The 18,206-nt window shown below is 71.6% G+C and carries 22 protein-coding genes; 9 read left to right on the top strand and 13 right to left on the bottom strand.

Annotated features, from left to right (window positions below):
* Positions 1 to 2: 2 nt before the first annotated feature.
* From ACFOSY_RS16245 to ACFOSY_RS16225, 5 genes are all read right to left on the bottom strand, one after another.
* A complete protein-coding gene (locus ACFOSY_RS16245) occupies positions 3 to 488 on the bottom strand; it encodes an SMI1/KNR4 family protein (protein WP_394307527.1) in 486 nt (161 codons plus the stop codon).
* Between the two features lie 130 nt (positions 489 to 618).
* Positions 619 to 1,899 (bottom strand): MFS transporter, encoded by a 1,281-nt coding sequence (locus tag ACFOSY_RS16240; protein WP_394307526.1) that lies wholly within the window; start codon positions 1,897 to 1,899, stop codon positions 619 to 621.
* A gap of 39 nt (positions 1,900 to 1,938) precedes the next feature.
* Entirely contained in the window at positions 1,939 to 2,775 is an 837-nt protein-coding gene (locus ACFOSY_RS16235; RefSeq protein WP_394307525.1) for a phosphotransferase, read from the bottom strand.
* A gap of 205 nt (positions 2,776 to 2,980) precedes the next feature.
* Complete coding sequence (locus tag ACFOSY_RS16230; RefSeq protein ID WP_394307524.1) at positions 2,981 to 3,373, bottom strand: hypothetical protein; 393 nt, start codon at positions 3,371 to 3,373, stop codon at positions 2,981 to 2,983.
* A 413-nt stretch (positions 3,374 to 3,786) separates the two neighbouring features.
* Complete coding sequence (locus ACFOSY_RS16225; protein WP_394307523.1) at positions 3,787 to 4,254, bottom strand: ATP-binding protein; 468 nt, start codon at positions 4,252 to 4,254, stop codon at positions 3,787 to 3,789.
* 149 nt (positions 4,255 to 4,403) lie between these two features.
* Here ACFOSY_RS16225 and ACFOSY_RS16220 point away from each other — a divergent pair, with 149 nt between their 5' ends.
* From ACFOSY_RS16220 to ACFOSY_RS16205, 4 genes are all read left to right on the top strand, one after another.
* Positions 4,404 to 5,231 (top strand): helix-turn-helix domain-containing protein, encoded by an 828-nt coding sequence (locus ACFOSY_RS16220; RefSeq protein WP_394307522.1) that lies wholly within the window; start codon positions 4,404 to 4,406, stop codon positions 5,229 to 5,231.
* Positions 5,228 to 5,428: a DUF397 domain-containing protein gene (locus tag ACFOSY_RS16215; RefSeq protein ID WP_394307521.1), complete on the top strand. Its 201-nt coding sequence runs from the start codon at positions 5,228 to 5,230 to the stop codon at positions 5,426 to 5,428. The genes ACFOSY_RS16220 and ACFOSY_RS16215 overlap by 4 nt, the downstream gene beginning before the upstream one ends.
* A complete protein-coding gene (locus tag ACFOSY_RS16210; RefSeq protein WP_394307520.1) occupies positions 5,425 to 6,078 on the top strand; it encodes a hypothetical protein in 654 nt (217 codons plus the stop codon). The genes ACFOSY_RS16215 and ACFOSY_RS16210 overlap by 4 nt, the downstream gene beginning before the upstream one ends.
* Positions 6,079 to 6,147: 69 nt before the next feature.
* Complete coding sequence (locus tag ACFOSY_RS16205) at positions 6,148 to 6,570, top strand: acyl-CoA thioesterase (protein ID WP_394307757.1); 423 nt, start codon at positions 6,148 to 6,150, stop codon at positions 6,568 to 6,570.
* 24 nt (positions 6,571 to 6,594) lie between these two features.
* Here the strand turns inward: ACFOSY_RS16205 and ACFOSY_RS16200 are convergent, their stop codons facing one another.
* Positions 6,595 to 6,999, bottom strand: coding sequence for a winged helix-turn-helix transcriptional regulator (locus ACFOSY_RS16200; RefSeq protein WP_394307519.1), 405 nt, complete (start codon positions 6,997 to 6,999; stop codon positions 6,595 to 6,597).
* An 80-nt stretch (positions 7,000 to 7,079) separates the two neighbouring features.
* Between ACFOSY_RS16200 and ACFOSY_RS16195 the strand changes: the two genes are divergently transcribed.
* The 3 genes from ACFOSY_RS16195 to ACFOSY_RS16185 all read left to right on the top strand — a co-directional run bounded on the left by ACFOSY_RS16195 (position 7,080) and on the right by ACFOSY_RS16185 (position 10,465).
* Positions 7,080 to 8,528, top strand: coding sequence for an MFS transporter (locus ACFOSY_RS16195; protein WP_394307518.1), 1,449 nt, complete (start codon positions 7,080 to 7,082; stop codon positions 8,526 to 8,528).
* Between the two features lie 292 nt (positions 8,529 to 8,820).
* The gene (locus ACFOSY_RS16190) at positions 8,821 to 9,705 is read left to right on the top strand and encodes a lysozyme (RefSeq protein WP_394307517.1); all 885 of its coding nucleotides are present in this window, start codon (positions 8,821 to 8,823) and stop codon (positions 9,703 to 9,705) included.
* A gap of 100 nt (positions 9,706 to 9,805) precedes the next feature.
* Positions 9,806 to 10,465, top strand: a complete 660-nt coding sequence (locus ACFOSY_RS16185; protein WP_394307516.1) for a peptidoglycan recognition protein family protein — start codon at positions 9,806 to 9,808, stop codon at positions 10,463 to 10,465.
* Positions 10,466 to 10,482: 17 nt separating this feature from the next.
* Here ACFOSY_RS16185 and ACFOSY_RS16180 read toward each other — a convergent pair whose 3' ends face one another.
* The 7 genes from ACFOSY_RS16180 to ACFOSY_RS16150 all read right to left on the bottom strand — a co-directional run bounded on the left by ACFOSY_RS16180 (position 10,483) and on the right by ACFOSY_RS16150 (position 16,303).
* Positions 10,483 to 11,871: a nucleobase:cation symporter-2 family protein gene (locus ACFOSY_RS16180; RefSeq protein WP_394307515.1), complete on the bottom strand. Its 1,389-nt coding sequence runs from the start codon at positions 11,869 to 11,871 to the stop codon at positions 10,483 to 10,485.
* 274 nt (positions 11,872 to 12,145) lie between these two features.
* A complete protein-coding gene (locus tag ACFOSY_RS16175) occupies positions 12,146 to 13,525 on the bottom strand; it encodes an 8-oxoguanine deaminase (protein ID WP_394307514.1) in 1,380 nt (459 codons plus the stop codon).
* A gap of 117 nt (positions 13,526 to 13,642) precedes the next feature.
* On the bottom strand, positions 13,643 to 14,548 hold the full coding sequence (gene pucL / locus ACFOSY_RS16170; RefSeq protein ID WP_394307513.1) for a factor-independent urate hydroxylase: 906 nt from the start codon (positions 14,546 to 14,548) through the stop codon (positions 13,643 to 13,645).
* Between the two features lie 5 nt (positions 14,549 to 14,553).
* Positions 14,554 to 14,991: a hydroxyisourate hydrolase gene (gene uraH / locus ACFOSY_RS16165; protein ID WP_394307512.1), complete on the bottom strand. Its 438-nt coding sequence runs from the start codon at positions 14,989 to 14,991 to the stop codon at positions 14,554 to 14,556.
* 6 nt (positions 14,992 to 14,997) lie between these two features.
* On the bottom strand, positions 14,998 to 15,507 hold the full coding sequence (gene uraD, locus ACFOSY_RS16160; RefSeq protein ID WP_394307511.1) for a 2-oxo-4-hydroxy-4-carboxy-5-ureidoimidazoline decarboxylase: 510 nt from the start codon (positions 15,505 to 15,507) through the stop codon (positions 14,998 to 15,000).
* A gap of 179 nt (positions 15,508 to 15,686) precedes the next feature.
* Positions 15,687 to 16,055 (bottom strand): helix-turn-helix domain-containing protein, encoded by a 369-nt coding sequence (locus ACFOSY_RS16155; protein ID WP_394307510.1) that lies wholly within the window; start codon positions 16,053 to 16,055, stop codon positions 15,687 to 15,689.
* Positions 16,052 to 16,303 (bottom strand): thiamine-binding protein, encoded by a 252-nt coding sequence (locus tag ACFOSY_RS16150; protein WP_225654748.1) that lies wholly within the window; start codon positions 16,301 to 16,303, stop codon positions 16,052 to 16,054. The genes ACFOSY_RS16155 and ACFOSY_RS16150 overlap by 4 nt, the downstream gene beginning before the upstream one ends.
* 138 nt (positions 16,304 to 16,441) lie before the next feature.
* Here ACFOSY_RS16150 and ACFOSY_RS16145 point away from each other — a divergent pair, with 138 nt between their 5' ends.
* Complete coding sequence (locus ACFOSY_RS16145) at positions 16,442 to 17,263, top strand: TIM barrel protein (RefSeq protein WP_394307509.1); 822 nt, start codon at positions 16,442 to 16,444, stop codon at positions 17,261 to 17,263.
* A 26-nt stretch (positions 17,264 to 17,289) separates the two neighbouring features.
* Positions 17,290 to 18,180 carry a 2-hydroxy-3-oxopropionate reductase gene (locus tag ACFOSY_RS16140; protein ID WP_394307508.1) on the top strand — a complete coding sequence of 297 codons (891 nt, stop codon included), beginning with the start codon at positions 17,290 to 17,292 and terminating at the stop codon, positions 18,178 to 18,180.
* Positions 18,181 to 18,206 lie beyond the last annotated feature (26 nt).

Here is an 18,206-nt window from a genome sequence, read left to right as displayed (position 1 = left end):
GCTCAGCAGGGCGTCGCCTCGGGATCGAACGCGCGCAGGCCCCACGGCTCCACGCTGCCGTCGCAGAGTCCGGCGAGGAACTGCACGGCTCCACCCTCGTAGCGCCACCACGCTCCGCCCCGACTCGCCACGGTGACGTCCCACTCCTGCGGGTTCTGCCCGACGGTGCTCCACATGAACTTGTCGCTCTCGTCCGACTCCGACCACGGCAGAAGGCCGCCCGGTGCGGGATAGGCCGTCAGGCCGAGGCCGGTCTCCAGCCAGGCGTCGACGAACACGTCCAGCATGCTCCGAAAACCACGGGTGACGACGTGTTCCTCGCCGGGCTCGGGAAGACCGACGAGGAGGAAGTCGCCGAGGGCGAACGTCGGGTACCACTCGGCGAGATGCTTGTAGTCGGACGGCAGCGTGGTGCCCAGGCCTGCCTCCACCCGAGCCCAGTCGAGCACGGCCGGCGCCGGCCGCCGGAGGTGGCGCAGGTTGGGCACAGCACGCTCAAGCGCCGCACGAGCCTCTGCCGGATCCGTGATGCGCCGCTTCGGCGTCTGAGTCTCGATGAGGGCACCCGTCATGGGGGCAGCCTGTCATGCCGTGCGGTGGCGGCGAACTCCGGTCCAGCTAAGCCGAGGAGCCATCCGTAGCCGGTGACGAGGCCCCTTCGGTTGCGGGCGTTGGAGCAGACCCCCTGGAGATACGCGTCTCCCGCCACGGCAGGAGCAGCGCGCTCGCCATGCACAGTGAACCGGCGATGAGCAGGGCGCCTCGTACGCCGGCTGCGGCGGCGATCAGGCCTCCGGCGATCATGAAGACGGCCTGGCATGTCTTGGCGCCGACGGACCAGGAGGTGGCGACGCGGGACATGAACGCGTCGGGGGTGGCGGCCATGCGGTAGGTGGTGAACGACGGATTGAAGACGCCGGCGGAGAGAAGCAGGCCGAAGTCGGCGGCCACGATGACGAACACGCCGAGGGCGCCGGGAGGTGTCAGCGGCAGGAGGATCGTCCACAGCGTCCTCGCCGCACCCGACACCAGCAAGACGCGCCGCTGTCCGAATCGCCGGGCGAGCAGCGGAGCCAGGCGTGAGCCCAGCACTCCGCCCAGGCAGGGCAGTCCGAGGGCCAGTCCGTACTGCCACGGAGCCAGGCCGAGGTCGTCCAGCATGAGGACGGCCATCAGCGGTGACGCCATCATGATGGATCCGCCGAAGAGGAGCGCGTTGAAGAACAACGGCCGCAGTCCTGGATGCCGAAGGAGGTACTGCCAACCGGCGGCGATGTCACGGCCCAGGTGAGAGGTGGCGCAGCGTGCCGGTGGCGCGGGTTCAGGCCGCTGAATCCGGCGGATGCCCAGCGCAGAACCGAGGAAGGACAGCGCATCGATCACCAACGTGGTGGCCGCGCCCAGCACTCCGATCAGGAACCCGCCGACGGGCGGTCCGGCGCTGACGGTGATCCAGTTGGTCGTCTCGAACAGGCTGTTGGCACGCAGGCGTTGGTCGCGCACGACGAGTGCCTTCAGGTGGGCCCCGCTCGCCGCGTCGAACGCCACGGACGCCGCCGTCTGCAGAACGCCGACCGCACACAGGTGGGCGAAGGTGAGCCCGTCGAAAACCATGGCAGCCGGAACGCTCGCCAGCACCGCGCAGCGGACCAGATCGGCGGCGATCATGACGGGCCGCTTGTACTGATGCTCGATACGCACACCGAGTGGCAGGGCGATCATCCCGCTGGCCACCGCGGACAACGCGGCGAGCAGGGAGACCTGGAACGCCGGGGCATCCAGCACCAGGAGGGCGATCAGCGGCAATGCCCCCATGCCGACGGCACTGCCCGCCGCGCTGATCGCGTACGCACTCCACAACCGCCGGAAGTCCTGCCCGAGCGGGCTCTGCCGTGCCAAGCGAACCTCCGCACTGTGAAGAGTCGCCCAGTGTATTCGTCAGGTCCGCAGCAGGGCCGTCGTGAACGTGTTCCGGTGGTCCGCCAGCCAGTTCTGGATCCGGTCCCAGCGTTCCCAGCCGCCCCGCTCTGCCAGCGCGCGGACGAACGCCGGGTCGTCCTCGGCCACTCGGCGGGCGACAAAGGCACGGCACACCTCCGTGACCTGCTCGACCACGGCGGGCAGTTGGGCACGGTCCTCCGTCGACAGGCCGTAGCCGTCGGCGAGGACGCGCAGTCGGGTCGGTGCGTCCAGGTTGGGCGGGTAGAGGGCGGCCGCCGATACGGGGTCGAGCATCGGCACCCAGTAGCGGGCCGTCATCGCCACGTCCCACAGCGGACGGCCCGGCGCCGCCTGGTCGAAGTCGATCAGGGCGGCGGCGCGGCCTTCCCGGAAGACGACGTTCTCCGGGCACACGTCGTTGTGGCACAGCATCGTGCCGCCCTCCGGGTCGGACAGCTCCGTGGGCCACTGCGCCTGCGGGTCGACCCGCACCGCCGCGCTCGCCTCGTGCAGGCGTCGCAGCAGACGGCCCACCGACGCGAGGGCCGTGTCCGTCATCGCCCAGTCCGGGAAGGGCGGCAGGGCCACGTCGCCCGCGACGAAGGTGAGGTGCTCACGTCCGTCCGCGGTGAGGGCGACCGGGGCCGGCGCCCCGTCGAAGCCCCGCTCCCGCAGGGCGCGGAGGTACGCGTGCAGGGCGCGTGCGTTGCGCGGGGCGGGGCGGTCCACCACCTCGCCCCGGCGGAACACCGCCCCCTCGTTCACCGTCCCGCCGGCCAGCGCCAGGGCTGGTCCGTCCTCGCGGCGCCCGGGCGGGTGGGAAGACGCGGTCACCGTCCCATCCCTTCGGTCGCGGCGACGTCCTCGGGACGCCTCCCCCTCGTCCCCATACTCCCTAACACGCGACCGTCGGGCGCGTCACCCCTGAGACGCGCGTTGCCGGGAGATGTCGGCACGTGTCCTCCGGCACGTCCTTGCCACCGTCGGCAGTTCCGGGTGGGCCCGGTGATGTCGGAGGAGCTCACCGGGCCGCTGGGAACTACCGGTACAGCACGATCGAGTTGATCGGGGTCAGGTTCAGATACTCCCCGTAGCCGGGACCCAGCTTCTTGCTGCAGTCGCCGGTGCCGTTGTAGCCGGTGCACAGCTTCACGTACGCGTCCTCGAACGGGCCGGTCTGGTTGTTCAGGACCCAGTGCTGGTTGACCTGGTTCGACAGGTTGTAGGTGCCGTAGCGGAAATACTTGTTGGTGATGTCTCCGGCGCCGATGTTGCTGTAGCGGCCCTCGGCGTAGATGCAGACGTTGCCGTCCGGGCAGCCGGCCCAGTCCGCCTGAGCGGCGGAGGCACCGGTCGCGCCCATGAGTACGGTGGCGCCGGTCGCAGCGGCGACGGCGGACACGGCCAGCAAGTTGCGGAATTTGTTCCTCATGATGAATTCCTTCCTGACTCTGTGCGACATGTCTCATACCTACCGGGGGGCATTGCCGGGCGGGTACCTGACAGATGTCAGGGTGGAATCGTGAGAGGTGTCCGGAGCGGAGGACGTCGCGGCACCGGCGCGGCTGCCGCCCTGCGGTCGCGGCGTGCTCGAACGCCGCTCCCTCGTCCACGTCGTTCACTGTCGGAGTGACCAGTTCGTCAGCTTCATCGGATTCAGCATCAGCCACACGTTCGTGATGCCTTCCTCTCTGACGTCGAAGGTGACGATGCCGTGTCGACCTCCCTCCGTCAGAAGGTTTTCCTCACTCCGTTCCGGGCGCCGGTCGCCGCCCTCACCGACATGACGACGTAGCCCGGAGAAATGTGAGGCCGGTGAGGGCACCGCGTCCCGGGCGACGCACGCTATCCGGGCCGCCCCGTCAGCGGGACCTCGCACCACACCGTCTTCGTGTACGGGTCCCCCGCCGTCGCGCCCCAGCGGGTGGACAGGGACTCGACCAGCAGCAGGCCCCTGCCCGACTCCGTGTCGGCGTCGGCAGGGGTGAGCGTGCCGGGGAGGGGCACGCCTCGGTCCGGGCGGGCGTCCGTGACCTCGATACGGAGCGTCGCGTCCTCCGCGTACAGGGTCAGGCGCAGGGCGAAGTCACGGCCGCGTGCCCTTCCGTGCCGTACGGCGTTGGCCGCCAGCTCGGCCACCAGCAGGGACGCCGTCCCGTTGCCCTCGGAGTCGTACGGCCAGCCCCACCTGTCCAGTTGCTCCGCCGTGAGGTGCCGGGCCAGCCGCGCTCCCCTCGCCGTCGCCGACAGGCGGATGCGGAAGTGGTGGGCGGGGCCGGTGTGTTCGTGCACCGGGGCGATCTCGACGTTCATGTCACTCAGCGTGGTCAGCCGGCTCCGTCGTGAACAGCCCCGGCGGTCGTACCCGCCCGCGCCGTCCGGGAGCCGTCCGCGCCTGTCCGGGTCGCGACGCGTGACATCCCGCGCCCGCCGCGAGTTGAACACCCCGGAGGTGTGGGGACATGAGCGTAGAACCTTACGGCGCGGACGAGGAGTCGGCGGCCGTCCTGCGGACCGTCGGCCGCGTCATCAAGATGTGCCGCGAGCGGGCGGGGCTGACCCAGGCCGCCCTCGGCGCGCAGATCGGGTACAGCGAGGAGCAGGTCTCCTCCGTCGAGCGGGGGCGGCGGGCGCCCATGGAGGAGTTCCTCGACGCCGCCGACCGGGTTCTGGAGGCCGACAACCTCCTCAGCGCCCTCAAGGGGGACGTGGAGAAGGCCCGCTTCCCGAAGAAGGTCCGGGATCTGGCCAAGCTGGAGGCAGAGGCGGTCGAGCTTTGCGCCTACGCCAACCATGTCGTGCATGGCCTGCTGCAGACGCCTGAGTACGCGCGGGCGCTGTACGGGATGCGGCGGCCGCCCTACCCCGACGAACAGGTCGACGGACTCGTCGAGGCTCGCCTGGCACGCCAGCGCGTCTTCGCCGAGCAGCCCGTCCCGATGTTCAACTTCGTCCTGGAAGAGGTCACGCTGCGCAGGCCGCTCGGAGGCAGAATGGTCCTGCGCAAGCAGCTCGAACATCTGTTGGAGGTGGGTCGGCGGCGGAACGTGGAGATCCAGGTGCTGCCCACGGATCGCGAGGACCACGCGGGCCTCGCGGGGGCGCTCCAACTGCTCCGGCTCAAGGAGGGACTCACCGTGGGACACGTCGAGGTCCAGCTGTTCAGCCGACTGATCTCCGACCCGAAGGAGATCCAGATCCTGGAGATCCGCTATGGCATCATCCGGGCGCAGGCCCTCACGCCCCGTGAGTCGCTGGCCTTCATCGAGAAAGTGCTGGGGGAGACATGACCGCGAAGTCCCGCACGGAACTGACCTGGTTCAAGAGCAGCTACAGCACGAACGACGGCCCCGAGTGCGTGGAGGTCGCCCTCGCCACCGCCGCCGTCCACGTACGCGACTCGAAGCGGATACCGGGCCCCCACCTCACCTTCTCCCCCACCCCCTGGGCCGCTTTCCTCCCCTACGCCTCCTCCGGACGCCGATGACCCGACCGCTCACCGCCGCCCAGCGCCGGCTCATCGAGGCCGCCGATCCCGGAACCGGGCGTCTCAAGGGCACCGAGGCCCAGCTCACCGCGTTGGTGAAGCGCGGCCTCGCCTTCCGGCACCCGCGGCCCCCGCACGACCACTTCCTCACGCCCGCCGGGCACCGGACACGCGAGGCCGAAGGCGCGCCCTCGCAAGAGAACGAACCGGAGGCGCCCTCCCCCGGAGGCCCCGGAGGCGTCTTCGCCGCCCGCGTCGGCGGCGAGACCGTACCTCTCGCCCAGGGGGAGGCCGCCCGCCTGCGGGAGGTCCGCAGTGCCTGGCAGGGCATGCTCGAACTGCGCCGCATGACCAACCCCGACGCCTCGACGGACCGCCCCTGCGCCTGGGAGCGCACGCACCTCGTGCAGGCCGCCGCCCTCGCGCTGGAGGCGTCCGGGCACCGGCCGGCCGGGCCGGAGGGCGAGGGCGGCGACGGCTACCGCGTACGGGACACCCCGCAGCCCGACGCCGTCGCCGTGTACGCCCCGGACCCCGACGCGCTGCGGGCCTGCGCGGAGACCCTTGAGGGGGCCGGCTGGCAGGCCGGTGAGTACACGGAGCCGAGGACGCGGAGGCGTTACGTCCTGGCCTCTCCGCGCCGCGTGTGAGGGGCATGCCAAGATCGGTGTATCGGGCGAGAACCGGACCGGCGTGAAGGGGACGCAGTGAGCGACGCAGTGAGCGAGCCGTATTCCGTCCGCGTGACCGTGCGCGGATACGAGACCGACGTGCAGGGCCATCTGAACCAGGCCGTGTATCTGAACTACGCGGAGCACGCGCGCTGGGCGCTGCTCCAGGAGGCCGGGATCACCCAGTCCCAGCTGCGGGCGCACGGGGTGGGGCCGGTCGCCCTGGAGACCACCATCCGCTACCGGCGGGAGCTGCTCGCCGGTGACGAGGTGGACGTGAGCTGCGTGTTCGACTGGAGCGGCGGCAAGACCTTCACCATCGAGCAGAAGGTCACGAAGACGGACGGCACGGTCGCCGCGTTGATCAGCGGCGTGGGCGGGCTGCTGGACCTGGAGAAGCGCAAGCTGGTGCCGAACCCCGCGGACGTGTTCCGCGAGCTGGCCAAGGACGCCTCCCTCTTCGGGCTGTAGACGAAGGCGCCGCGGGGGACCCTCCTACGCGTCGACCCGTCGGTCGGGGTCGTGGGCGGCGTCGTAGGCCGCCCGCGACTCGGCGATGTAGACCCGGTGGCGCTCGGCCCAGTCCGTCAGCCGCAGCAGGGTCTCGTACAGCTCGTCCGCCGCCGGGGTGAGGGCGTACTCCACCTTCGGCGGCACCGTCGGATGGACGGTCCGGCCGACCAGTCCGTCGCGCTCCAGCTGGCGCAGGGTCAGGGTGAGCATGCGGCGGCTGATCCCCTCGATGCCGCGCTCCAGTTCCGTGAAGCGGATGGGGCCCTGGGCCGCCGCGACCAGGATCTGCACGCTCCACTTCCCGGCCACCCTGTCAAGAACTTCCCGCACCGGGCACGCGTGCGCGTTCACCACCTGCGGGGTAACACCGGTGTTCCTCTGTGACATCCGACTGCCTCCTTACCGCGACCTTCACGGTCACTGACGATGTACCCCGTTACACGTCGTGCACCTTTGGAGGTCGTACCATGTCCGCCCCTGTGCAGTCACCGGTGCCGGTGGCGTCGCGCCGCGTCCGCTCCCGCTGGGCCGCTCTGCCCGTGCTGTGCGCGGGGACGCTGATGACGATCCTGGACGGGAACATCGTCACGGTCGCCATGCCGGCGATCCAGAGCGGCCTCGGTTTCAGCGCGCCGGGGCTGGCGTGGGTCGTCAACGCCTATCTGATCCCGTTCGGCGGGCTGCTGCTGCTCGTCGGCCGGCTCGGGGATCTCGTGGGCCGGAAGCGGATGTTCACGTCCGGGCTCGTGGTGTTCACCGCGGCCTCCGTGCTGTGCGGGGTGGCGGACGACCGGGCCGTGCTGATCGCGGCGCGCGCCCTTCAGGGGGTGGGCGGGGCGATGACGTCGGCCGTGGTGCTCGGCATGCTCGTGGCGCTGTTCCCGCAGGGCCGTGAGCAGGCCACGGCGATCGCGGTGTTCAGCGCCGTGGGCGCGGCGGGCGGAGCGCTCGGCACGTTCCTCGGCGGGGCGCTGACGCAGGCGTTCGGCTGGCACTGGATCTTCCTGATCAACCTGCCGATCGGGGTGGTGGCCCTGGTGGCGGCGGTCCGTGTCCTCGCCGACGACCGGCCCGGCCCGGGTGCGGGGTTCGCGCGGAACGCCGACCACGTGGGGGCAGCGCTGATCACCGGCGCGCTGATGCTCACCGTGTACGTCATCGTCGGCTCCGGCGAGCGCGAGGCGCCGCACACCCTGCTGCTGTCCGTGCTCGCCGTGGCGCTGCTCGCGGCGTTCGTGCTGCGCCAGGCGCGCGCCGCGCGTCCGCTGCTGCGGCTGGGGCTGTTCCGGTCGCGGCTGCTGAGCGGGGCGAACGCCGTGCAGATCCTGATGATCGCGACGATGTACGGCTTCCAGTTCATCGGCGCGCTGTATCTCCAGCGGGTGCTGGGGTACGACGAGCTGACCACCGGTCTCGCCTTCCTGCCGGCGCCGGTCGCGATCGGCGTCCTGATGCTGGGGCTGTCCGCGCGCGTGGTGTCCCGGTTCGGGGCGTACCGGGTGCTGCTGGCGGGTCTTGTGCTGATCACCGCGGGCATGGCGCTGCTGGGCCGGGCGCCCGTGGACGGGGTGTACGCGCGGGACGTCCTGCCGCCGATGCTGCTGCTCGCCGTCGGGTTCGCGGCGGCGATGCCCGCGCTGACCGGGCTCGCCATGTCGGGGGCGCGGGAGGAGGACGCGGGGCTCGCCTCGGGGCTGTTCAACACCACGCAGGTGGTGGGCGGTTCGCTGGGGCTGGCCGCGCTGTCGGTGCTCGCGTCGGCGCGGACCGACGTCCTGCTGGGCGAGGGCGCGGAGGGGGTGGCGGCGACGGCGGACGGGTACCGGCTGGCGTTCCGGGTGGCGGCCGTGATCGCCGTGGGCGCGCTGGGGCTGGCGGCGCTCGTCCTGCGGACGCCTCGTCAGGAGGACGCCTGACGCCAATGCCGACGCGTCGTCAGAAGGCGTGTTTCAGCGCTCCGTTCCGCCTCCCCGGGACCCGGCGCTGTTTTCATCCGATGAAAGTTTCCTCCGTTCAGCTCCCAAGTTTCCTGACCATCCGCTCCTACAGTGGACCAGACCACCAGAGGAGCAAGGAGACTCTTTACAGCCCGTCGATCTACGTGCGTAACTAATGACGCGCGCACGTCAAGGAAGTACGGAACTGCCCAGGTGGCAGCGGCCGACGTCACCTCCTTCTCATCCCCACATGTGTCAGGAGGCAAGTCCCATGCAGGTACTCCCTCACGTTTCCCGCCCCGGCAGACGCACGGCCACCGCGCTCGGCGTCCTCGGCGCCGCCCTCGCGCTCACGGCCACGTCCGCCACCGGTGCCGGCGCCGCACCGCAGCCCGACCCGCAGCCCCTCACCATCAAGCCCGGCCAGGCCTACATGGGCGTCGGCGCCCGTATCCACGAGGGCTCCCCCGCCGCCGAGCAGCCGTCCCGCGGGCTGCTGGCCCCCACCGACGGCGTGCAGGGCATCGACGTGTCGCACTGGCAGGGCAGCATCAACTGGACCTCCGTGCGCAACGCCGGCATCCAGTTCGCCTGGATCAAGGCGACCGAGGGCACCAGCTACAAGGACGACCGCTTCAACGCGAACTACCCCGCCGCGCACTCGGCGGGCGTGATCCGCGGGGCGTACCACTTCGCGCTCCCCAACGCCTCCAGCGGAGCCACCCAGGCGGCCTACTTCGCGAGCAACGGCGGGGCCTGGTCGCGCGACAACCTGACACTGCCGGGCGTGCTGGACATCGAGCACAACCCGTACGGGGCGATGTGCTACGGCCTGTCCACCACGCAGATGCGCACGTGGATCAACGACTTCTACACGACGTACAAGGCGCGCACGAGCCGCGACGTCGTCATCTACACCACCGCCAGCTGGTGGAACACCTGCACCGGCAGCTGGACGGGCATGTCGTCCAAGAGCCCGCTGTGGGTGGCGCACTGGACCTCCGCCTCGTCGCCCACCATCCCCGCCGGGTTCCCCACCTGGACGGTGTGGCAGTACACCTCGACCGGGTCGGTCTCCGGCGTGTCGGGAAGCGTGGACCGCAACAAGTTCAACGGGTCCCGCGACCGGCTCCTGGCCCTCGCCAACAACACCTGACGGACTGACGGGTCCGTACGGCACGCGGCCACGCGGAGGGGCCGGTCGTCCTCGGACGCCGGCCCCTCCCCGCTTTCCCCCACACCCCCTCTCCCGAGGAGTGCTCGTGCATCCCAGCAACCTCTTCCGGCGCCGTCTCCTGCTGGCCGGCGCGGCCGGGCTCGCCGCCGGCGCCGTGTCCGGTGTCGCGCACGCGCGGGGCGCCGCCGCCGTGCAGCCGGACATCGACGGCACCAGGGTCTGGGGCGCCCGGTCCCCGCAGGGGACCGTCAGCGTCCTCCAGTACCGGCCCAGCCGGATCGTGGTCCACCACACCGTGTCCGCCAACACCACCGACTACTCCCGCGCCCAGGCGCACGCGCACGCCCACTGGGTGCAGGACCTGCACATGGACGACAACGGGTGGGTGGACACCGGCTACAACTTCCTGGTCAGCCGCGGCGGCTGGATCACCGAGGGCCGGACGGGCAGCCTGTCCGCGCTCACCGGCGGACGGACGTTCGTGCTCGGCGCCCACACCTCCGGGCAGAACACGCAGGCCGTCGGCTTCGCCTGCGAGGGCGCGTACCACGCGGGCGCACAGCCGCCTCAGGCGCAGTGGGAGGTCCTGGTGGCGCTGTGCGCGTACGCCTGCGACCAGTACGGGATCGCGTCCACGCAGATCTTCGGGCACAAGGACTACGGCACGACCGAGTGTCCGGGCGTCTACCACGACATGCTGCCGCAGTTGCGCGCGGAGGTGGCGGCGGCCCGGGCCTGACCGGGCCGCCAAGCGCCTCATGGGGCCGCCGGCGCCTTCCCCGGGGAGGTGAGGTCCTCGCCCGTCTCCATCGGGTGGGTGACGTCGGCGGCCTCTCGGCCGCTCCGGCCCAGGTGGTTGAAGACGAGGTTCAGCGCGACCGCGACCACACAGCCGGTGGAGATGCCGGAGTCCAGGACGATGCGGGCGGTCTCCGGGAACGCGTGGTAGAACTCGGGCGCGCTGATCGGGATGACGCCGACGGCGAGCGCGACCGCGACGATCAGCACGTTGTTGTCCTTCTCCAGGCCCGCCTTGGCGAGGGTCTGGATGCCGCTGGCGGCGACCGAGCCGAAGAGGACCACCCCGGCGCCGCCGAGCACCGGGCGCGGCACGACGGCGATCAGCGAGGCGGCAACCGGGCACAGGCCCATGAGGACGAGGAAGCCTCCGCCGGTGGCGACGACGAACCGGCTGCGGATCCTCGTCATCGCGACCAGCCCGATGTTCTGGGCGAACGCGCTGCACATGAAGCCGTTGAACAGCGGGGCGATCGCCGAGCCGAGGGTGTCGGCGCGCAGCCCGGCCGCGATGGTCTTCTCGTCGGCGGGGCGCTCGACGATCTCGCCGAGGGCCAGCATGTCGGCGGTCGACTCGGTCATCGACACGACCATCACCACGCACAGCGAGAGGATCGCGGCGAGCTGGAACTGCGGGGCGCCGAAGTGGAACGGCGTGGGGAAGCCGACGAGGTCCGCCTCGGCGACCGGGGAGAAGTCGGTGACGCCCAACGGCACGGCGATCAGGGTGCCGGCGACCAGGCCGAGCAGTACGGCGATCTGCTTGACGAAGCCGCGGGTGAAGCGGCGCAGCAGCAGCACGAGGAACAGGGTGACGGCGGCGAGGCCCAGGTTGGTGGCGGAGCCGTAGTCGTCCGCGTCGGGGCTCGCGCCCTGCGCCCAGCCGAAGGCGACCGGCAGCAGGGAGACGCCGATCAGGGTGATCACGGTGCCGGTGACCACGGGCGGGAAGAAGCGGACCGCCTTGCTGAAGAAGGGCGCGGCAAGGAAGCCGAGCAGCCCGGCGACGATCACCGCGCCGAAGATGACGGGCAGGGCGTCCCTCTTGTCGTCGGTGGAGGCGACGATCGCGGTCATGGGGGCGACGCCGGCGAAGGTGACGCCGTTGACGAACGGCAGCCGGGCGCCGATCTTCCACACGCCGACGGTCTGGAGGAACGTGGCGAGGCCCGCGGTGAACAGGCAGGCGCCGGTGAGGAAGGTGAGCTCGGCGGGGGTGAGACCGACGGCCGCGCCGACGATCAGGGGCGGGGCGACGACGCCGGCGTACATGGCGGCCACGTGCTGGAGGCCGGTCGTCGCCATCTTCGGCGCGGGCAGTTTCTCGTCTACGGGATGATCGGCCACTGCGGTGTTCCTCCGGTCGGTTGCACGCCGGGGCCGGCGTGGTTGTCAGGGAGGCGGTGCGGGCGGGCGTGGGGTACCTCCCGCTCGAGTGCGGCCGAGCGTGGGGAGGGACGGTGACGTCCGGTGGAGCGGGGGTCCCGGGCCGAGGGCCCGGGGTGTGCCGTGTCCGGGGCGCGCACGGTCGCGCGCCCCGGAGACGGCCTCCGCGGATCCCGTAGGGGTCCGCGGTCTCCGGGCCGGGAGCCGTCCCTCCCGGCCCGGAGACGTGTGGGGGTCAGGCGTGCCCGGCGATCCGGGCGAGGCGCCGCGCCTCGGCGCGGGTGGTGCGGGCGATGGCGTCCTCGTCGGCGGTGAGCAGCCGGTTGTTCTCGACGATCTGACGGCCGTTCACGAAGGACGCGGTGACCGGGGCGGCGGCGCCGAACACCAGGGCGGTGACCGGGTCGGCGACGGAGGCGTGGGCGAGGGTGTCCATCCGCCAGAGCACCAGGTCGGCGAGCTTGCCCGGCTCCAGGGAGCCGATCTCGTCCGCCCGGCCCAGCACGCGCGCGCCGCCGTGGGTGCCCAGGCGCAGCGCCTGGCGTGCCGTCAGGGCCTTCTCGCGGTGCGGGCCGAGGCGGTTGACGAGCAGGGCGTTGCGCAGTTCGGTGTGGAGTTCGCCGGACTCGTTGGAGGCGGTGCCGTCCACGCCGAGGCCGACGGGGACGCCGGCGGCGAGCATGTCGGGGACGCGGGCGATGCCGGCGGCGAGGCGGGCGTTGGAGGACGGGCAGTGGGCGACGCCGGTGCCGGTGCGGGCGAAGGCGGCGATGTCGGAGTCGTTCATGTGGACGCAGTGCGCCATCCACACGTCGTCGCCGAGCCAGCCGGTGGACTCGAAGTAGTCGGTGGGGCCCATGCCGAACAGCTCGTGGCAGAACTTCTCCTCCTCCACGGTCTCCGACCCGTGGGTGTGCAGCCGTACGCCGAGACGGCGGGCCAGCTCGGCGCCCTGGCGCATGAGTTCGGTGGACACGGAGAACGGGGAGCAGGGGGCGACGGCGACCTGGGTCATCGCGCCGGGCGCGGTGTCGTGGTGGCGGCGTACGGTCTCCTCGGTGGCGGCGAGCGCGTCGTCGAGGGTCTCCACCGCGAAGTCCGGGGGCAGTCCGCCGTCCTTCTCGCTCCGGTCCATGGAGCCGCGGGCCAGGGTGAGGCGGACACCCATGTCGCGGGCGGCGGTGACGATCGCGCCGGACAGGTCGCCGGAGCCGCGCGGATAGACGTAGTGGTGGTCCATGGCGGTGGTGACGCCGCCGCGGGCCATCATCGCGAGGGACCCCTGGGCCGCCGCGTGCACCATCGCCTCGTCGATGCGCGCCCAGGTCGGGTAGAGGGCGACGAGCCAGTCGAAGAGGTTGTGGTCGGTGGCCAGACCCCGGGTGAGCCACTGGTAGAAGTGGTGGTGGGTGTTGACCAGGCCGGGGGTCGCGAGATGACCGGTGGCGTCGATCCGGCGGGTTACGTGCTCCAGGCCCTCGGGGGCCCGGCCGGGGCCGAGCGACTCGATCCGGTCGCCGGCGAGGACGAGGTGCCCGGTGGCGTGCTCGGTGTCCGCCGCGTCGACGGTGGCGATCGCGCAGTTCTCGATGACGGTGCGCCGGTCTGCTGCCATGGTGCGTCCTTTTCGCGTACGGGGAGAGGGCACGGCAGGACCCTGGGGTTTTGAGTGCCGTGGCCGGGGCGGGTGCGGGGCCCGGGTACCCGGCCACGGGTGCCGATGTGGGGGCGGTCAGAGGTTGGTGAGGTCCACGGGGATCCGCGGCTCGCAGCCGTCCCTGAGGACCGTGGCCTCGATCAGGCCGTAGGGCCGGTCGGCGGCGAAGTACACGGCGCCGTCAGGGGTGTCGTTCTTGATGCCGAACGGCTCCAGGTCGACCAGGAAGTGGTGGCTGTTGGGGAGGGAGAAGCGGATCTCGTCGACCTCCGCGCACTCCTCGATGACGCGCGAGCCCATCTGGTACAGCGTCTGCTGGAGCGAGAGGGAGTACGTCTCCGCGAAGGCCCGCAGCATGTGCTGCTTGACCCGCGCGTACGAGGCGTCCCAGTCGGGCGTCGGCTGCGCGTCGTCGGTCCAGTTGAACCGCCAGCGGGAGGAGACCGAGGTGGCGAGGATCCGGTCGTACGCCTCCTTGAGGGTGGTGTAGCGGTCCTTGACGTAGCCCCAGAACTCCGAGTCGGTGGAGTTCATGACGGTGAGGTCCTTCAGGCCGGAGACGACCTCCCAGCTCTCGCCGTCGTAGGTGACCTGGGTGAGCCGGGTCTCCTGGCCCGCGCGGACGAAGGAGTGCTTCGCCTCGCCGGAGGTCTCGATGCGCTCCCAGGCGTACTCCTCGATGCGGATGCGCGCCCGGTGGATGGGCTCCTGAGAGGTGACGAAGTGGCGGGCGAGGTGGATGCCGAACTGCTCGGCGGACTCGATGCCGTGCTCCTTGGCGAACGCGTACACCGTGTTCTTGGTGGTGTCGGTCGGCAGCACGTGCGCGTTGGAGCCGTTGTAGTGGACGTCGTCCATGTCGCCGGAGAGGGCGACGGAGACGTTGAGGTCCTTGATGTGGTGGGTGGCGCCGTCCCGCGTGATCTTGACGACTCGGTTCTCGGCCTTGCCGTACTGGTTCTGTCCCAGGATCGTGGGCATGGGTGTCAGCTCCCTCGGTAAACGGAGTAGCCGAACGGGTTGAGCAGCAGCGGTACGTGGTAGTGCTCGCCGGGCGTGACGGCGAAGGTGACCGTCACCTCCGGGAAGAACACCGCGGTGCCGCTGTCCCGATGCGCGGGGGCGTCCTGCTGAGCCTCGGCCTTCTTGTTCGGGTTCTTCGGGTTGTCCAGGAAGTACGGCTCCACCTCGAAGTCGAGCCGTACGTGGGTGGTGCCCTGCGGCACGGCCGGCAGGTCCTTGCACCGCCCGTCCGCGTCGGTCGCGGACCCGCCGAGTTCCTGCCAGGGGGCCCGCGGGCCGGGGCGGGCGGCCAGGCGCACGGCGACGCCCTCGGCGGGGCGGCCGGCGCTGGTGTCCAGGATGTGCGTGGACACGGAGGCGGGGGACGCGGAGGCGGTGCTGTCGGTGCTGTCGGTGCTCATGCGAGGTCAGTCCTCTTCGACGAGTCGGGCCAGCCGGATGCGGTTGATCTTCCCCAGTTCGGTGCGGACGATCTCGCGTTCCTTCTCCGGCGGGTTACCGAGGCGCTCGCGCACGGCGTCGCGCATCTCCTCGGCGGTGCGGCCGGTGGCGCAGATCAGGAACACATGGCCGAACCTCTCCTGGTAGGCGAGGTTCAGCTCCAGCATCTCGGCGCGCAGGCCGTCGTCGGCCCCGGCCATGCCGCGCTGCTCCCGCGCCGAGGTGGGGTCCCCCGGCCTGGGGCGGCCGATCGGCGGGTGCCCTGCCATGGCCTCCGCCAGGCCGGCCTCGGTGAGCCCGGCCGTGGCGGCGTCGTTCTCGGCGTACAGCGCGTCGGGGTCCGCGTAGGGGCGGGCGGCGAGCAGCCTCCCGGCCCAGGCGGTGGAGGCGCAGACCTCGAGGAGCGCGGTGCGCGCCGCGTGCTCCTCCAGGGCGTTGAACCGGGCCAGGCCCGGGGGCGTTGCTGTCGACGTCACGGGAGCCTCCGTGGCCGCGAACGGCCGTGTGCTGCGAACGGGCGTGCCGACAGTGAACGCCGTCACGCGGCGAGCGTCAACAGTTTGTTGAAAAATCCGTGTGACGTTCGGGTGAGGCGTCGCGATCCGCGGGCGGGGCGTCCGGACCGGGCTCCGTGAGGGGCAGCGCGCGCCTCGGCTCAGGCGCCCTTCTCCCGGTTGAGGTAGTTGTAGACGGTGAAGCGGCTGACGCCCAGCGCGCTCGCCACCGTCTCCACTCCGTGCCGCACGGCGAACGCCCCGCGCGCCTCCAGACCGCGTACGATCTCCTGCTTCGCCTTACGGTCCAGCTCCGCCAGCGGCATGCCCTTGCGCCGCTCCAGCGCGGCCAGGATGTGATCGAGGGAGTCCGCGAGCTGCGGCAGCCGTACGGCGACGGCGGCGGCGCCCTCCCAGGTGAGCACCACGTCGTCGGGGCCGGCCTCGTCCGGCGGGACCATCTCCCCGCCCATCGCGTCGACCAGCGGCTTCACGGCCGCGATGAAGGCGCCGTCGCCGGCCTCGCTCACCGGTCGTCCTCCTCGACCACGTTGACCTGGAGGGTGACCCGGGTGGCGCCGGCGGTCAGGGTGCGGCGCAGCAGGGTGTCCACGGCGGCCAGCACTGCGTCGGCGCCGCCCTCGGCGGTGTTGCCGAACGGCCCGACGTCCACCGCGTCCAGGTCGGCCGTCTCGATGACCTCGCGCGCCACCACGGCGTGCCCGGGCGCCTCGTCGAGGTCGAAGGGCTCGGTCGTGAACTCCACTCGCAATCGCACGGGGCCAACCTACCGACCTCTTGACAGCCCTTCACCGGCACGGGCAGTCTTCCAGTAGGCAGAAAGCTTCTTCCGCAATACGGAAATTAGCGCAGGAAGATCATACGGAGACCACGATTGGGAAGGGAGCGCGGCCCGATGGGATTCGCCGACCAGCGCTTCACCGTCAACCTGTCGATCCTCTTCACCGAGCTCCCGCTCCTTCAGCGCCCGGCGGCCGCCGCCGCGGCCGGTTTCGGCGCGGTCGAGCTGTGGTGGCCCTGGGCCGACTCGCCCGTGCCCGAGCAGTCCGCGCTGGACGGGCTGCGCACGGCGATCGAGGACGCGGGGGTGCGGCTCACCGGCCTGAACTTCTACGCCGGGCAGTTGCCCGGACCCGACCGGGGCGCGCTGTCCGTGCCGGGCGAGGAGTCCGACCGGTTCCGGGCGAACGTCGAGGTCGCGGCCGGTTTCGCCGAGTCGCTCGGCTGCCGCGCGCTGAACGCGCTGTACGGCAACCGGGTCGACGGTGTAGACCCGGCCGAGCAGGACGCGCTCGCGCTGGAGAACCTCGTCCTCGCCGCGCGCGCCGCCCACCGGATCGGCGCGGTCCTGCTGATCGAGGCGCTCAACCGGCCCGAGTCGCCGCACTACCCGCTGGTGTCGGCGCCGGCCGCGGTCGGCGTCGCCGAGCGGGTCGACGCGGCCACGGGACTGGGCAACGCGCGCTTCCTGATGGACCTGTACCACCTGGCCGTGAACGGCGAGGACCTGCCGGCGGTGATCGACCGCTACGCGGACCGCACCGGGCACGTCCAGATCGCCGACAGCCCCGGCCGCGGCGCGCCCGGAACCGGGTCGCTCCCCCTGGACGACCTCCTCGGCCGGCTGACGAAGGCGGGCTACGACGGCTGGGTCGGCCTCGAGTACAAGCCGGGCGACCGCCCGAGCGCCGAGGCCTTCGACTGGCTGCCCCGCTGACCCCCTCACCGAAAGGCACCCCCGTCATGAGCAACCTCCCCACGATCGCCTGGATCGGTCTCGGCATCATGGGCTCCCCCATGTCCGAGAACCTGGTCAAGGCGGGCTACCGGGTCACCGGCCACACCCTGGAGCAGGACAAGCTGGACCGCCTGGCCGCCGCGGGCGGCACCGCCGCCGCCTCGATCGCCGAGGCCGTGCGGGACGCCGACGTGATCGTCACGATGGTCCCCGCCTCCCCGCAGGTCGAGGCCGTCGCCTACGGACCCGACGGCGTCCTGGAGAACGCCCGGCGCGGCGCCCTGCTGATCGACATGTCCTCGATCACCCCGCAGACCTCCGTCGACCTGGCCGCCGCCGCGAAGGAGAAGGGCATCCGGGTGCTGGACGCCCCGGTGTCCGGCGGCGAGGCCGGGGCGATCGAGGCGGTGCTGTCCATCATGGTGGGCGGCGACCAGGCCGACTTCGACGAGGCGAGGCCGCTGTTCGAGGCACTGGGGAAGACGATCGTGCGGTGCGGGCCGCACGGCTCCGGGCAGACCGTGAAGGCGGCCAACCAGCTGATCGTCGCCGTGAACATCCAGGCCTGCGCCGAGGCCGTGGTCTTCCTGGAGAAGTCCGGCGTCGACCTGGCGGCCGCGCTGGAGGTCCTGGGCGGCGGGCTGGCCGGCTCGACCGTGCTGGCCCGCAAGAAGGACAACTTCCTGAACCGGGACTTCACTCCGGGCTTCCGCGTCGACCTGCACCACAAGGACATGGGCATCGTCACCGACGCCGCCCGGAACGTGGGCGCCGCGCTGCCGGTCGGCGCGGTGGTCGCCCAGCTGGTGGCGAGCCTGCGCGCGCAGGGCGACGGCGGCCTGGACCACTCCGCGCTGCTGCGGGCCGTGGAACGGCTGTCGGGCGCGCGGATCTGATCCTCGTGCTCCTCTGAACTCCGGGC

The organism is Streptomyces lusitanus (assembly GCF_042647945.1).
GTDB classification, from domain to species: domain Bacteria; phylum Actinomycetota; class Actinomycetes; order Streptomycetales; family Streptomycetaceae; genus Streptomyces; species Streptomyces pseudogriseolus.
The sequence above is the reverse complement of the archived record's forward strand: the minus strand, read 5'-3'. Positions and strand labels throughout refer to the sequence as shown.

What these genes read in the sequence shown, in the direction of transcription:
- ACFOSY_RS16230 (WP_394307524.1), bottom strand. Translation starts at nt 3,373, where the DNA reads ATGAGGAACAAATTCCGCAACTTGCTGGCCGTGTCCGCCGTCGCCGCT.
- ACFOSY_RS16225 (WP_394307523.1), bottom strand. Translation starts at nt 4,254, where the DNA reads ATGAACGTCGAGATCGCCCCGGTGCACGAACACACCGGCCCCGCCCAC.
- ACFOSY_RS16220 (WP_394307522.1), top strand. Translation starts at nt 4,404, where the DNA reads ATGAGCGTAGAACCTTACGGCGCGGACGAGGAGTCGGCGGCCGTCCTG.
- ACFOSY_RS16215 (WP_394307521.1), top strand. Translation starts at nt 5,228, where the DNA reads ATGACCGCGAAGTCCCGCACGGAACTGACCTGGTTCAAGAGCAGCTAC.
- ACFOSY_RS16210 (WP_394307520.1), top strand. Translation starts at nt 5,425, where the DNA reads ATGACCCGACCGCTCACCGCCGCCCAGCGCCGGCTCATCGAGGCCGCC.
- ACFOSY_RS16200 (WP_394307519.1), bottom strand. Translation starts at nt 6,999, where the DNA reads ATGTCACAGAGGAACACCGGTGTTACCCCGCAGGTGGTGAACGCGCAC.
- ACFOSY_RS16195 (WP_394307518.1), top strand. Translation starts at nt 7,080, where the DNA reads ATGTCCGCCCCTGTGCAGTCACCGGTGCCGGTGGCGTCGCGCCGCGTC.
- ACFOSY_RS16190 (WP_394307517.1), top strand. Translation starts at nt 8,821, where the DNA reads ATGCAGGTACTCCCTCACGTTTCCCGCCCCGGCAGACGCACGGCCACC.
- ACFOSY_RS16175 (WP_394307514.1), bottom strand. Translation starts at nt 13,525, where the DNA reads ATGGCAGCAGACCGGCGCACCGTCATCGAGAACTGCGCGATCGCCACC.
- pucL (WP_394307513.1), bottom strand. Translation starts at nt 14,548, where the DNA reads ATGCCCACGATCCTGGGACAGAACCAGTACGGCAAGGCCGAGAACCGA.
- uraH (WP_394307512.1), bottom strand. Translation starts at nt 14,991, where the DNA reads ATGAGCACCGACAGCACCGACAGCACCGCCTCCGCGTCCCCCGCCTCC.
- ACFOSY_RS16145 (WP_394307509.1), top strand. Translation starts at nt 16,442, where the DNA reads ATGGGATTCGCCGACCAGCGCTTCACCGTCAACCTGTCGATCCTCTTC.
- ACFOSY_RS16140 (WP_394307508.1), top strand. Translation starts at nt 17,290, where the DNA reads ATGAGCAACCTCCCCACGATCGCCTGGATCGGTCTCGGCATCATGGGC.